The following is a 13,681-nucleotide window of genomic DNA, read 5'->3' as shown; positions in this document are numbered from 1 at the left end:
TTACCAACCGTCAGACTCCTGGTCTAAAACTATGGTGACTTGCAATTCCTCTAGATAAGCTAGGGCGTCATTAATTGCTTGGGCATGGCCAATTAAAGTTAATTTAAATTGACCCTGACCACCGTTAGAACCCAAAGTTGCCGCTAGGATATTTACCTGTAGTCGATAACGGCTCACCAGTTGGGTTACAATTGGTTCTTGGCGATAGCTTTCTGGAATAGTGAGATAAAGAGTTACCTCTGTAGTTCGTTGGGAACTCTCGGTATGGAGGTGGGAGAAAGTTGGTGCTTGCATGGGTTAATTAGCCTCAATCAAAACTACTTAGAATTATTGTTGCTTACCAATTTTGGTAATAACTTTGTCAAAAATACCCCCTTCATCAAAGAATTCTGCTTGGGCTTTTTTCCAACCGCCGAACTCTTCAATAGTGGCTAAATTTTCAACCTTGGGATATTGGCTAGCAAACTTAGCTAAAATGTCTTCATTTACAGGGCGGAATCCTGTTTCGGCAAAAATTTGTTGGGCTTCTGGGGTGAACAAATATTGCACAAAGGCATCGGCTACTTCTCTGGTTCCTTTTTTGTCCACGGTGGTATCCACAACAGCCACAGGCCCGCTAATGGAAACATTGAAATCCTGGGGAATAACATAGGGCTGATTTTCCCCTTTTTGCTTAGCTAACAGGACTTCGTTTTCATAATTAAGCAAAACGTTGCCTTGACCCTGTTTATAGAAAACGTCGGTGGACTCCCGAGCATCTTTTGGCAATACTGGTGCATTGGCTAAAACCTTGCCAGCAAAGTCAAAGGCTTGCTCTTCTGTGCCTCCGGTTTTGGTCACCGAACCCCAAATGCCGAGGAAATTCCAGCGGGCTCCCCCGGAGGTCTTGGGGTTAGCGGTAATAACTTTCACTTCAGGGTTAGCCAAATCTGACCATTTTTCCACTTTGATGTTGTCCGATGCTCTAGTCACAAAGGCGATGACGGAGTTAGTCACAATCGATCCGTTGGGGGCTTCCTGCTCCCACCCCGGTTGAATCAGCCCCGCACTTTCAATTTTTTGCACGTCGGAACTGAGGGCTAAGGCCACAATATCCGCTTCTAGACCATCCACCACGGCCCTAGTTTGACTGCCGGAACCGCCGTAGCTTTGCTCAAAGATGACATCTTGACCGGTTTTGCTTTTCCATTCTTCGGTGAATTTAGGAATGATTTTTTCAAAGGCATCTCTGGTAACGGCATAGCTGACGAGGGTTAAACTCGCCGGATCTTTAGTGGCGGTTTCCCCTTGCCCCGGCTCGGTGGTGGCGGTGGGGGTGTTGTTGCAAGCGGTGATACTGCCCACCATCAAAACGGCGATCGCCGCACTGCCTAGCGAAAAAAAGGATCGAGCCATAACAAATTTCCTTGACTGCAAAACAGAACTGAATCGTAACGCAAGGGTAGCATACACGAAATGAAAAACAATTACAATTCATTTTTTATTTGAGGGCAATCAGAACCCAGATGTTGCTCCGGCTAAAATCCGCTGTGGACAAAAAAGACCCCCAACCATTGGTCAGGGGCAGTAGTTAAAGCCAAATTTGGCTCAGGTGGATGGGAACTTCCATCTAGTCTTCCACCAGCGGGATGATATACTAATAAAGCAAATGCTCTGAATTTGTAACTAAGTTGTCGCTAGTTTTAACCGCCATGGCAAGTAAGGTTAACCAGTTATCCCATCAAGATTTTCTGCAAAAGTGGGAAAATTCAGAGGGCAATGAGCGGGCTAATTACCAATCGTTTTTAAATGATTTTTGTCAATTTTTAGGGGTAGAGTTGTCACCACCCAAGGGTAGGGGAAATAGTAGTTATTGCTTTGATCGGGATGTGAAAATTATTTCCCCCAGTGGCGCAGTCACAACGAACTATATCGACTTTTACAAAGAAGGTTGTTTTGTCCTGGAGGCAAAGCAGGGTAGTGATAGCAGTAATAAAGGCACTGGTAAACGGGGAACGGCCACCTATCGTAAGGAAATGAAAAAGGCCTTTGGGCAAGCTTTGAAATATGCTCGATTTGTGGAACCAAAGCCACCATTTTTAATTACCTGTGACATTGGCGATCATTTTCGGGTCTGGCAGGATTTTAGTGAATCTTGGCTCAGTGCCAATGGTAATTACGGTACCTATGACAGTGTGCAAAAAATTGCCTTTAAGGATTTAGTCAAGCCGGAAATTAAGGAATATTTCTACAAAATTTTCACCGATCCCCAGTCGTTAAATCCAGAAAAGATTGCGGCGAAGGTAACTAGGGAAGTGGCGGCGGATTTGGCTGAGTTGGCGAAAACTTTGGAACAGGTGGCAACCCCCCAGGAAGTGGCTCAATTTTTGATGCGTTGTATTTTTACGATGTTTGCGGAGGATGTGGGGCTATTAAAGGAACAGTTATTTACGGAGGCTTTGACCAATCGTTGGCTAGTGAATCCAAAAGATTTTAAGCCCCAGGTGGAAGCCCTTTGGCAAGCTATGAATGATGGCACCAGTTTTGGTTTCCATGGGCAATTGTTGCGGTTTAATGGGGGACTTTTTGCCCATCCGAAGGCATTTGATTTGACCAAGGATCAGCTTGCTATTCTCTTAACGGCAGCTAAGCGGGATTGGCGCAGTGTGGAGCCAGCCATTTTCGGGACGTTATTGGAACGGGCTTTGGAGAAAAAGGAACGGAGCAAGTTGGGAGCCCATTACACCCCCAGGGCTTACGTCGAAAGGTTGGTGCGGCCGGTGATTATTGAGCCGCTACAGGAAAAATGGCAATTGATTCAAGGGGAAGTGGAAACGCTTTTGGAGGAGGAGGAATCGGCTAAGTCCATTGCCACTAAAACCAAAAAACGCAATGATGCGGCCCAAATTCTCAGGGATTTTTTAGCTGAATTACAAAAAATTCGGGTGTTAGACCCGGCCTGTGGTTCGGGTAATTTTCTTTATGTGACCATGGATTTGCTCAAAACCCTGGAACTAGAGGTTTTTAATCGTTTGGGCACAGTGATGGGATCTTCCCAGCTTAGTTTAGATTTTGCCCAGGTTAATCCTTCCCAATTTTTGGGCATCGAAATTAATCCTAGAGCGGCGGAAATTGCCGATTTAGTCATTTGGATTGGTTATTTACAGTGGCATTTCCGATTATTTGGTAATTTACCTCCGGTGGAGCCGGTTCTGCGGGAATATAACAATATTGAATGTCGGGATGCGGTGTTGGAATATGACGGCACAAAACCTGCCATTGATCCGAAAACTGGCAAGGTGCGAACCCGTTGGGGCGGTCGGATGATGACCCATGCTGTAACGGGGGAACAGGTTCCAGATCCTAGCGATCAAGTGGAGATTTTGGAGTATATCAATCCCAGGGAAGCGGTTTGGCCAGAGGCTGATTATATTGTTTCCAATCCTCCATTTTTAGGGAATGCCAGAATGCGGGAATATTTGGGGGATGGCTATGCAAATCAACTAAGAAAAACTTATAAAAATCTCCCTGAGTCAATTGATTTTGTGATTTACTGGTGGTATAAATCCGCATTATTGGCAAGCCAAAGAAGCATAAAATCCTTTGGATTTATTACAACAAATAGCATTCGACAAACTTTTAATAGAAAAGTAATTGAATCATTTTTGACATCAAAAAATACGATCTCTATTATTTTTGCAATTCCCGATCATCCTTGGCATGATTCATTAAATGGTGCAGATGTAAGAATTTCAATGACAGTTGTAATTCCAGGACTTCATAGAGGAAACTTAAATTCATTGTCGAAAGATTTAACGAATAAAACGGGAGAGACAAGCTTAAAATTCAATCAGTCTAAAGGAAAAATTTTTGCTGATTTAAGCATTGGTGTTGATGTTATTTCTACTCAGTACCTAAAAGCTAACGAGACAATTTGTAATCGTGGAGTTCAATTAATTGGATCTGGATTTATTGTTAACTCTTCAGAGGCAAAAAGTTTGGGGGTAGAAAAAAATCTAGAAATCGGCAAATATATTCGCAGATATAGAAACGGCAAAGATATAACTAATATCCCCAGAGATGTGATGGTAATAGATTTATTCGGCTTATCAGAAATGCAAGTAAAAAATAAATTCCCACAAATTTATCAATGGGTACTGGAGAGAGTAAAACCTGAGAGAGAACTAAATAATAGAAAGTCTTACAGAGAAAAGTGGTGGATCTTTGGTGAGCCCGTCGTTACTACAAGGAAAGCCGTCCAAAATATTAGAAGGTTTATTGTGACTTGTAGAACAGCAAAACACAGAGTTTTTGTATTTTTAGATAGTGATATTATTCCTGATGCAAAACTAGTAACTATTGGATTAGATGATAGTTATTTTTTAGGAATTCTCTCATCCAGTATTCATGTTGTATGGTCATTAAAAACGGGCGCTTTTTTAGAGGACAGACCAAATTATAATCATAGTGATTGTTTTGGCAAATTTCCATTTCCCGATCCATCGGAAGAACTAAAACAAGAAATTCGAGAATTGGGAGAAAGATTAGATAGCCATCGCAAACAGGTGCAAGTAAATCATCCTGATGTGACCATTACCTCCATGTACAATTGCCTCGAAAAAATGCGGCGGGGCGAACCTTTTACTGATAAAGATAGAGAATTTAATAATAAAGCCCTAGTTTCAACTTTAAAACAAATCCATGATGATCTCGATCAAGCCGTTTTTCGAGCCTACGGCTGGGACGACCTCATACCCCTGTGGCAACAAACCCAAACCGAACCTAACAATACTGAAATCAAAGAACAACTCGAACAAAGCATTTTACAAAGATTAGTTGACTTAAATGGCGATCGGGCCGAAGAAGAACGCAATGGCCTGATTCGTTGGCTCCGGCCTGAATATCAAGCCCCAGATCAAGTCAGCACCCAGGCTGTTATCGAAGGCGTGGGAGTAGAAGCAGAAACCACAAGAGTGATTACAGCACTGGAACAACAAAAATTTCCAGCCAAACTCAAGGAACAATTAGCAATTATTCGTGACTTATTACGCACCCAAGGTGGTGAATGGACAATAGAGCAAATTGCGGCCCAATTTAAGGGCAAAACTAAAGCTGGAGCCATTGAAAACTGCCTGGAAATCCTTGAAGATTTGGGCGTAATTTTAAGCCATACTGAAACGGATAGTAAACGCTATTATGCCGCCGAATTACAGAATATTGCCTAGAAATTCTTAGTTTTTTTATCGCTCAATTCATCAGATAGTTAGTCAACCATTTTCCCATTAGTGCGGTCTTCAATGAAATACAAATTACCCATAAATGTATTGCAATCGCAATCTGACACGAAACAATGGGGGTTAGCTTTGTGCGATGATCGGGGCGGTGTAAATTTCCCTTGAGTTATGGCAAAAAGACAATCCGTGTCCTCCTCCTCTGAGCCAATTACCAAGCTGATTGAAACGAATTATCTCTTTCGGGGTCTGGATGCCCAGTGGCTCGGGGAATTGCTTGCCCAAGACCAGGTCAAAATTGAAAAGCTGTTTTCCAATCGCCCCCTGTACACTGCTTTTTTGCCTGACCAGGATTTAGATAGTCTTTACGTCATGTTGGATGAGGGCATTGTCATCACCCGGAGCACTCCCCTGGACCGGATTATTGCCATCCACTACGCTGGCAGTTGTTTTGGCCTGCGCAACCTCCCCTTTAGCTATGGCTTAGCCACCAAATCCTTTCCCTGTCTGGTGGAATCCTACAAGACTAGCCATGTAATCAAAGTCCCCCTGGCCACCGTTCAGGAAATTTATGAAAATAGCGAAATTTTTCGGGAACGGTATCGTTTTCTATTTGAATTACAACAAAAATTTGAATATCATCTGCTCAATTGCAGCACCTATCCCCCCCAAGCGGTGGCGAGTTTACTGCGGGCGTTGATTTATCAAGAAAGAGAACTGGGCAACCAACCTGATCGCCAGGGGAATTATATTTTTGATTTGCCCATTGATATGATCGCCAGGGCTTGCCAGCTCAATCAAAGAACGGTGGAGCAGGTGCTGAAGGGTATGCAAAAACACCATCTGATTGCCATTCCCAAGGGGGAAAAGGAAGATCTAATTCAAATTCTGGCCCCGGAAGGACTCAAGGAAGTGTACAGTGCCACCCGGGAAAAGGTTAACTGGTGGCCTTTGAAATAAGGACTAAGAAGTTAACAGTAATGGCTAAATTGCTACCCGCACAACTCAACCGGTGGGAGCCGCATCATTCAATCGCTTGCCGTTGTTTTTGTCGTTGGGGAATGGATAAAGGTTCTTGGCGGATGGGAGATTGTCCGCACTGCTGGAGCAAATGAAACGCTACCCGTTGTAGGGCTGGGTCCTGTTCAATGTCTAAAAAAGCTTGGAGGTATAGGGCTAGTTCTCTCGGGTTCGGATAGTCTGGGCTGGGCTGATTTTGCCATTGTTGTAACTGACGCAGGGTAATTAATTTCTGCAGGCGATCGCCATGGGCCAGGTAATGCAAACAACGGTCAAAATCGGAAACTGGGGCAGTGAGTAATTTGGGAGCAGTCACTTTTCGTCGTTGCCAGAGCAAAAGCCCCACCGTGGCCAAAGAGCCCAAACCCTGCAAAATAATCCCCGTGGCCAACCAAGGATTTTCCACTTCCGACCACACCATGGTGGCCATATAGGTACCAACCGCAGTTAAACCACCTCCACCGCCGGCAATGGTCAATCGACCCTGGGGTCCAGAAAAAAACTGGTGCCACTGTTTGGCTTGGAGTTCCTGGTGATGGGTCAAAAGCCAATAGACCAACCGCATACTACCTACCCCCAGGCCCGTGGCAAGCATCAGTCGCCATTCCGTTGCCCAGAGCATAGTCACCAAAAAAGCCCCCCCACTCCAGGGGCCCCAACGGTATAGCCAGCGATACTCAGTCAAACGAAGGGCCAGGGCTGTAATTTCCTTGGGGGAAAGGGGCAAAAACTGACCGGTTGATTTCACCGACGTAGCCGATTTTTTGGAGGGAAACCAAACCTGGGTCACAGCAAATTCCTGCGATGTGTGATGATGGCCATATTGCCCTTGTCAGGCAGCCTATTTACTATATCAAGATTCGACATGGAGACTTTTTGGCCAGAGGTTTTGAGCTTTTGTCAGTCCACCACCAAGGCGATCGCCACAGAGTTGGTGGCCCAATCCGCCAGAATCCCTGCCCAACGCAAAGCCGACGGCAGTTTGGTCACCGCCGCCGATCAATGGTCTGACCAGGAATTGCGCCAACGTATTGCCGTCCAATTTCCCGACCATGGAGTGCTGACGGAGGAAACCGCCCACATTTTTCCTGCTAATGACTGGTGTTGGATTGTCGATCCCATTGATGGCACCACCAATTTCGCCAGGGGCATTCCCATCTGGGGCATTTCCCTTGGCCTACTCTACCGGGGCACACCAGTGTTTGGTTTTCTCCATTTTCCCCTGCTGCAACAATCCTTTTGGGGCTATTGGCTAGAAAATTCTGGGTTAACCGGGCCCCAGGGGGCCTTTCTGAATGGGGAACCAATCCAGGTTAGTGACGCCGAGCCTAGTCAAAATCATTTGTTTAATCTTTGTGCCCGTAGCGCCGGAATTTTAACCAATCCCTTTCCCTGTAAATTGAGGCTCATTGGGGTTAGTAGTTACAATCTGGCCCTGGTGGCCCTAGGGGCTGCCCTCGGGGGAACGGAAAAAACACCAAAAATTTGGGACATTGCTGGAGCCTGGCCGATTTTGTTGGCCGCCGGGGGGGAATTTCTCTGCCTCCGCCCCGAACCATTGTTTCCCCTCACCCCAGGAGAAAATTATGGCGATCGCCCCTATCCTTGCATCACCGCCAGTCGGAGGGAACTAATGGAACAATTCAAACCCCTAGTCTTAGCAGCGCAGTGAAGATGACCCGGAATAGATTTTTAAAGGACCCAGACTCCCTAGATTTGGGGCGAACATCAAAGTCTCCTGGTATTGAGGGAGCTTGATTGGGTAAATTTGTGCTCTACACCAAAACCTTACTAGGGGATTCTCAAATTTTTTCATGGCCCATTGGTCTGACAAAAGTTAACCGTTGAGCGACGGAAATGGTACGAACAATTAACATTATGGCGAGCAAATTCTTTATATTTTTTGAAGATTTGCCCCCCCATGCAGGTAACTGTTGTTACAAAGCCTTGACATTGACTTTGTTAGATTAACAGGGAACTTTCAGTCAGGGGTCTAGATCGGTGAATCCAGTCTACATATCAGTCGTAGAGGGTAACCCCCATCTCCGCTCTCTATTGAGCTGGCACCTCCAGCAGAGCGGCTACCTTGTCCAACAATGTAGCGGTTTCCACCAAGCCCGCCAGGCATTTAATAATCAATTGCCCACCCTGGCCGTGATTGATTCTGACCTTACTGATGGGGATGGCATTGAGCTTTGCCGTTGGTTATATCAACAGCACCAGTCAATGATTTTTATTCTTTCCGCCAAGGACACAGAAAAAGACATTGTCCATGGGTTAAAGGCTGGGGCTGATGATTATCTAACCAAGCCCTTTGGCATGCAGGAATTTTTAGCCCGCATAGAATGTCTAATTCGACGGGTCCGCACTGTGGCCGCCCCTTTGTTGTTGGATTATGGAGTACTAAAAATTGATTTGGTACAGCGTCGAGTGGAATATCAGGGCAATTTTGTCGACCTCACCCCCCAGGAATTTAGTTTGCTCTACGTGCTGACCCAAGCGGAAGGTAGTGCCCTCAGCCGCACAGAGCTACTCCGCCGGGCCTGGCCCGAGGCGATCGACAATCCCCGCACCATCGACACCCACGTCCTTTCCCTCCGGAAAAAAATTGAGACAGACCCCAGGCAACCCAGTCTAATTCAGACTGTGCGAAATGTAGGCTACCGTTTTAACTCCTCCATTTTGGAAGAGAAGAAAGTTGTGGCGGAGAAACCTGTTACCCTTTCCCCCGCCGGAGTCTCTGTACTTACCTAGGGGAAGAAAAACTGCCGTAATAAAGCTCCTCTGTTTTGACTGTCAACACCTGGGGAGGAGTAGCATCGGGGGGATACATCAAATCCACCGTCACTTCCCGTTGTTCCCCCGGTTGCATATTCAAAGTAATGAGGGGATTGCTCATTTCTCCCCGCCGTTGGGTGAGGTGAAAAAAGCGCTCCTGGGATTGGTTGTCTCCATCCACATAACTAACCCTGACGGTGCCCCGGAAAAATATCTGCCCGCTGGGTTGGCGCATAAAGAATAGGCGATCGTTATATTGATCCTGTTTGATCGGGGTTTGCAGGGTCAGGGAAACGCTTTGTCTATTATTGGTCACATTTTTGAGGGGCAGTTTCAACTGGTAATGAACGCCGTAGTTGCCATGGGCGAGGTAAGCGGTATCAGGATAGCGGGCCAGCATAGGGGCACTCTGTACCTGTTGGGTGGCATAGGTACCCACACTGACAGTACTGAGGGGATAGGAAAAAGCTCTGCCCCGTTGGGGAATACTGAGGAATTGAGCCTTGGAGTTATCCACCAGGGTGGCTTGCCAAGAAGCCCCTTGGGAAATGCCGGCTACCCTTCCATAAATGGGGGTTCTGGGTGCTCCGGGCCGGATTTGGTCTGGGGGAGTGGGGGCCAAGTCTCTAGGGTAGGCCAAATAACCCCGATATAGCATTGCTTGCCAATTGTCCAACGTAGGGGGGCGATAGGTCACTTTGGGGGTAGGCAGATTAGCGCCGGCGCTGGCAGTATCTACCACCGGGGTGTATTCTGGCACAGCGTACATAGCCAGATTGGCCATGTAAATAGGGCCATTGCTCTGGAGTCGGAGGTAAGTGGAACGGGCACTGCTGCGATTGATGGCCAGGGAAAATAACAATCTGGTTTGCCCCGGGGGAATAATCACTTGACTGGGGAAGCCAGCTTGGGTGTTGCCCCGCAGTAATTGACTCATTAATTTAGAACCAGGGCCGGAAAAGAATTGTCCGTGGGGATCTTCTACGGTGGGGGCCAGGTTAATAAAGGGGGCATCGGGGCCGGTGAGGTAACTGCCACCCTGGAGAATGCGGACAGTGATGGTTCTGTCGGTGGGATTACCCATTAACACTCCTTGGTAAAGGGTGCGGGAATCCCTTGGCCGGGCGATGTGATGGGAGAAAAAGTCAAAGCGACCGTTGAGGGCTTTGTTGAGGTGGGCGTTGGGGTAGTATTTACGGTCTGCGGGAAAGGTGGAAAGTAAAATTCCTTCCCCTTCTACTACTTCTGGACTGTTGCTGTTAAAAACGGGTATTTGGTCAAGTTGCCCCGGCAAAGGTCTTATTTCCTGCGGCTGCACAATATAATCTGCTTCGATCGGCTGGATGGGGGCGGTGACGATTTGAGCCAACATCATGGGGGAAAGCAGTGGGATCATAGTTTGTCCGCTGAAATAGAATTTGACAGGCTGTTGGGAGTCATAAGGAAATTAGCTTCTACTTAGAGTGCTATTTGGAACTTGTCTTGTCAAGTTGCCGTCTCGGACTATTTGACTTTGTGGGTAGAGAATTTTTGCCTTCCCCAGGGGTCAGTGACCGGATTCTGGGGTTAAAACCGTTGATAGAGGGTTTATGACTGTGATTTTTCGTGGTTGGCTGAGTTTGTTACCTTCTAGCTTGGTTATCTTTTCGGCGATCGCCAGTGTAGGGAGTGTAGGGGCCCAGGAACCGGGGGGAAACCCGTTGGATTTGGAGCCTGCCATGGTGGAAAGTAGTCCCACTTTGCAACGGTGGTGGGAGGAAACCCCCGATTTATTTGAGCAAAACAACAATGATCCAGCTTTTTTAACGAGGGTGCGCTTGGGTTATAACTATTTTCCCGACGATGACCAATCCAGTGGCGCGGCGATCGGCGTGGAAGACCTATTTATTGGCGAATCTCCTTTGAGTGTGAGTGGTGACTACTACACTAATTTTGCTGGACAACAGGGGGGCGGGGCGAATCTGCAATACTATCTCTTACCCCTGGGTTGGTACGTCAATGTCACTCCTCTGCTTGGTTACCGGGCGATCGCCCAAAATGATTACCACAGTGAGGGGTTTAATGTGGGGGGCAAAGTGGTCTTGGCCCTTTCCCACACCGGAGCAGCGGACATTAGTTTTAGCCAAAATTTTGTTGCTCCTGGGGGCACAGCAGAAGTGGGCGTTAGCACCCTTTCCGTGGGCTATGCGTTGACTCCCCAATGGCGCATTGCCACAGATGTACAACGGCAAAATTCCCCCGCCTACCGGGAAAGTCGCTTTGGAGTTTATCTGGAGTGGCAACCCCAGCAACGCTAGCTCGACTGGAAATCTTGCCAAACTGGTGGGGGAAACTTTCTGTGGTATGATGCTTAATCGCCGAGGAATCGGTGAACCCCAATTGTTGGGGGTGTGGCGGAATGGTAGACGCTGCGGATTTAAAATCCGTTGAGCCTTATAAGCTCGTGAGAGTTCGAGTCTCTCCACCCCCATTGAAACTTTCTTTTTTTCTCAGGTTTAGGGTAGCTATTCGCTGGTCCCCACTATCTGTCCCAGGGCGGCTTGGCTGGCGGCCTGATAGATTTGCGTTAATGCCTGTTTAATTTCCCTGGCCACTTCGTAATTCAAAGGTAGATCTCCTAGGCGTTCAATCTGTTGCAGTGGGTTGTCCGGTGGGGCGATCGCCGTTAATTCCGGCACCAATTCCCCCCCATACTGCCAAAATTCTTTGATAGCTTGCTGTTGCTCTGCTTTGGTTTCTTTTTGGGGCTTGGCAATTGTTGCCCCTTCCTCCACATCAATGGCGATCGCCATAGAGTCAGCCCAAAGATCTGGATCATAGGTAGCCAACTGGGCTGAGCTAAGGTGTCGATAACAACTCAACTGCTCTAGCAACTCACTCCGGCTCCGACCCCGCAAACGAAAAATTACAAACGGATCTTCCTGAAAATGGTCTGCCAACTGATAGTACACCGCACCGATATGCTTGCAGGGATTGGCTTTGTCTGGACAGCTACAGTGGGAATGCACCTCCCCCAAAGTGAAGGGGAACAAATTTAAACCATTTTGCACAAATACCTGTTCAATGCTGGGGGGCATGGCTCCACCGAGTAACTGGGCTGCGTATAGGGCCTGTTGGGCTAGGGTTGCCACCACATAATGCCAATCCTCATCGCTGAAGCAATCCAACCCCAGGGTGACTTGATAGGGGTCCACCTCTGTGCCCTGCACCAGGGCAGTTAGCTTACTCTCAACAAACTGCAAACTAAGGACATTGCCCTCCCTGGCATAATTCCTCGCCCGCTCGAGGCGCTTTTTAAATCGGTAAGAATCTAATAGCTCTAACCATCGATCCACCCACCATTGCCGTTGTTCGATCTTGGCTTCCATCATCAGAAAAATGGGTGTGAAACCCCGTCCTTCAGGACGGCTTTGCATTTGGATTCTAACACTAAGGAAAGTATCACAAACAAGATGCTATAATGTTAGGCATGGAAAAGGCCCACTCCTACAGGTTTTACCCCACACTGGAACAAGAAAATCTCTTGCGCCGCACATTGGGTTGTGTTCGCTTGGTTTATAACAAGGCTTTGCATGAACGCACTCAAGGATGGTACGAACGGCAGGAGAGAATTGGATACAACGAAACATCTTCCATGTTGACAGCATGGAAACGAGAGGAAGAACTTGCTTTTCTCAATGAAGTTAGTTGTGTCCCGTTGCAACAAGGTTTACGCCATCTTCAGAAGGCATTCACTAACTTCTTTGATGGTCGTGCCAAGTACCCCAACTTCAAAAAGAAGCACCATGGGGGCAGTGCAGAATTTACCAAATCAGCATTCAAATATCGAAATGGTCAAATTTACCTGGCCAAATGTCAAGAACCATTAGATGTTCGTTGGTCAAGGCAAATTCCCCAAGGATGTGAACCATCTTCGGTTACTGTGAAGTTGCACCCATCGGGGCGTTGGCATATTTCCATTCAGTTTGACGATCCAACAATCAAGCCTTTACCCGCTAACAATAATGCAGTGGGTCTTGACTTGGGGGTTACCAGCTTAATTGCCACCAGTAATAGTGATAAGGTTGCAAATCCTAAGCAATTCAAAAAACATCACCCTCGTTTACAGTTGGCTCAAAAACGTCTTGCTCGTAAGCAGAAAGGGTCTAAGAATAGGGAAAAGGCACGCCGCAAGGTTGCCAAGATTCACCTTAAAATTACTGATTCCCGGAAAGATTTTCTCCATAAATTGACCACTCAACTGGTGCGTGAAAACCAAACCATCGCCGTTGAGACTTTAGCTGTCAAAAATATGGTCAAAAACCATAAGCTTGCCCTCTCCATTAGTGACAGTGGATGGGGGGAGTTTGTACGCCAATTAGATTACAAATGTCGTTGGTATGGTAGGAATTTAGTCAAAATTGACCGTTGGTTTCCTTCCTCCCAGCGTTGTAGTTCCTGTGGGCATATCATCGATAAGATGCCCCTCAATATTCGAGATTGGCAATGTCCAAGTTGTGGCACTCACCACGATAGAGATATCAATGCCAGTCAGAATGTTTTGGCCGCCGGGCTGGCGGTGTCAGTCTGTGGAGCGACCGTAAGACCCGAACAGAGTAAGTCTGTGAAGGCAGGTGCTATGAAGCAGAAACCTAAGTCGTGAGTCTTAGGAATCCCCTCCCTTCAGGGAGGCG

At 47.0% G+C, this 13,681-nt stretch carries 11 protein-coding genes and 1 tRNA gene; 7 read left to right on the top strand and 5 right to left on the bottom strand.

All coding sequences use genetic code 11. The features are described 5' to 3' along the window. Positions 1–294 carry an NIL domain-containing protein gene (locus tag BWK47_RS15145; protein ID WP_162329290.1) on the bottom strand — a complete coding sequence of 98 codons (294 nt, stop codon included), beginning with the start codon at positions 292–294 and terminating at the stop codon, positions 1–3. Positions 295–327: 33 nt separating this feature from the next. Next, on the bottom strand, positions 328–1,395 hold the full coding sequence (locus tag BWK47_RS15140; RefSeq protein WP_162329289.1) for a sulfate ABC transporter substrate-binding protein: 1,068 nt from the start codon (positions 1,393–1,395) through the stop codon (positions 328–330). A gap of 296 nt (positions 1,396–1,691) precedes the next feature. On the opposite strand from BWK47_RS15140, the gene BWK47_RS15135 reads away from it, so the two are divergent. Next, positions 1,692–5,204 carry a DNA methyltransferase gene (locus tag BWK47_RS15135; RefSeq protein WP_162329288.1) on the top strand — a complete coding sequence of 1,171 codons (3,513 nt, stop codon included), beginning with the start codon at positions 1,692–1,694 and terminating at the stop codon, positions 5,202–5,204. Between the two features lie 177 nt (positions 5,205–5,381). Continuing rightward, entirely contained in the window at positions 5,382–6,170 is a 789-nt protein-coding gene (locus BWK47_RS15130; protein WP_162329287.1) for a Crp/Fnr family transcriptional regulator, read from the top strand. Between the two features lie 64 nt (positions 6,171–6,234). On the opposite strand, the gene BWK47_RS15125 is transcribed toward BWK47_RS15130, so the two are convergent. Continuing rightward, positions 6,235–7,020 carry a hypothetical protein gene (locus tag BWK47_RS15125; protein ID WP_162329286.1) on the bottom strand — a complete coding sequence of 262 codons (786 nt, stop codon included), beginning with the start codon at positions 7,018–7,020 and terminating at the stop codon, positions 6,235–6,237. A 75-nt stretch (positions 7,021–7,095) separates the two neighbouring features. Between BWK47_RS15125 and BWK47_RS15120 the strand changes: the two genes are divergently transcribed. Further along, on the top strand, positions 7,096–7,902 hold the full coding sequence (locus BWK47_RS15120; protein ID WP_162329285.1) for an inositol monophosphatase family protein: 807 nt from the start codon (positions 7,096–7,098) through the stop codon (positions 7,900–7,902). 329 nt (positions 7,903–8,231) lie between these two features. Then, complete coding sequence (locus tag BWK47_RS15115) at positions 8,232–8,984, top strand: response regulator transcription factor (RefSeq protein WP_010874129.1); 753 nt, start codon at positions 8,232–8,234, stop codon at positions 8,982–8,984. Here BWK47_RS15115 and BWK47_RS15110 read toward each other — a convergent pair. Further along, complete coding sequence (locus BWK47_RS15110; RefSeq protein WP_162329284.1) at positions 8,977–10,404, bottom strand: DUF3370 domain-containing protein; 1,428 nt, start codon at positions 10,402–10,404, stop codon at positions 8,977–8,979. The genes BWK47_RS15115 and BWK47_RS15110 overlap by 8 nt on opposite strands. Before the next feature lie 193 nt (positions 10,405–10,597). On the opposite strand from BWK47_RS15110, the gene BWK47_RS15105 reads away from it, so the two are divergent. Beyond that, positions 10,598–11,305 carry a hypothetical protein gene (locus BWK47_RS15105; RefSeq protein WP_162329283.1) on the top strand — a complete coding sequence of 236 codons (708 nt, stop codon included), beginning with the start codon at positions 10,598–10,600 and terminating at the stop codon, positions 11,303–11,305. Positions 11,306–11,392: 87 nt separating this feature from the next. Continuing rightward, a tRNA-Leu gene (locus tag BWK47_RS15100) sits at positions 11,393–11,478 on the top strand. 34 nt (positions 11,479–11,512) lie between these two features. On the opposite strand, the gene BWK47_RS15095 is transcribed toward BWK47_RS15100, so the two are convergent. Further along, entirely contained in the window at positions 11,513–12,424 is a 912-nt protein-coding gene (locus BWK47_RS15095; RefSeq protein ID WP_237269680.1) for an SWIM zinc finger family protein, read from the bottom strand. Between the two features lie 53 nt (positions 12,425–12,477). Between BWK47_RS15095 and BWK47_RS15090 the strand changes: the two genes are divergently transcribed. Next, positions 12,478–13,650 carry an RNA-guided endonuclease InsQ/TnpB family protein gene (locus tag BWK47_RS15090; protein ID WP_162329282.1) on the top strand — a complete coding sequence of 391 codons (1,173 nt, stop codon included), beginning with the start codon at positions 12,478–12,480 and terminating at the stop codon, positions 13,648–13,650. The last annotated feature ends 31 nt before the right edge of the window (positions 13,651–13,681 follow it).

The sequence above is a fragment of the Synechocystis sp. CACIAM 05 genome (assembly GCF_010222815.1).
GTDB lineage: Bacteria > Cyanobacteriota > Cyanobacteriia > Cyanobacteriales > Microcystaceae > Synechocystis.
Note: the sequence above shows the minus strand (reverse complement) of the source record. Positions and strands in the feature narration are given on the sequence as shown.

What these genes read in the sequence shown, in the direction of transcription:
- BWK47_RS15145 (WP_162329290.1), bottom strand. Translation starts at nt 294, where the DNA reads ATGCAAGCACCAACTTTCTCCCACCTCCATACCGAGAGTTCCCAACGA.
- BWK47_RS15140 (WP_162329289.1), bottom strand. Translation starts at nt 1,395, where the DNA reads ATGGCTCGATCCTTTTTTTCGCTAGGCAGTGCGGCGATCGCCGTTTTG.
- BWK47_RS15135 (WP_162329288.1), top strand. Translation starts at nt 1,692, where the DNA reads ATGGCAAGTAAGGTTAACCAGTTATCCCATCAAGATTTTCTGCAAAAG.
- BWK47_RS15130 (WP_162329287.1), top strand. Translation starts at nt 5,382, where the DNA reads ATGGCAAAAAGACAATCCGTGTCCTCCTCCTCTGAGCCAATTACCAAG.
- BWK47_RS15120 (WP_162329285.1), top strand. Translation starts at nt 7,096, where the DNA reads ATGGAGACTTTTTGGCCAGAGGTTTTGAGCTTTTGTCAGTCCACCACC.
- BWK47_RS15110 (WP_162329284.1), bottom strand. Translation starts at nt 10,404, where the DNA reads ATGATCCCACTGCTTTCCCCCATGATGTTGGCTCAAATCGTCACCGCC.
- BWK47_RS15105 (WP_162329283.1), top strand. Translation starts at nt 10,598, where the DNA reads ATGACTGTGATTTTTCGTGGTTGGCTGAGTTTGTTACCTTCTAGCTTG.
- BWK47_RS15095 (WP_237269680.1), bottom strand. Translation starts at nt 12,424, where the DNA reads ATGCAAAGCCGTCCTGAAGGACGGGGTTTCACACCCATTTTTCTGATG.
- BWK47_RS15090 (WP_162329282.1), top strand. Translation starts at nt 12,478, where the DNA reads ATGGAAAAGGCCCACTCCTACAGGTTTTACCCCACACTGGAACAAGAA.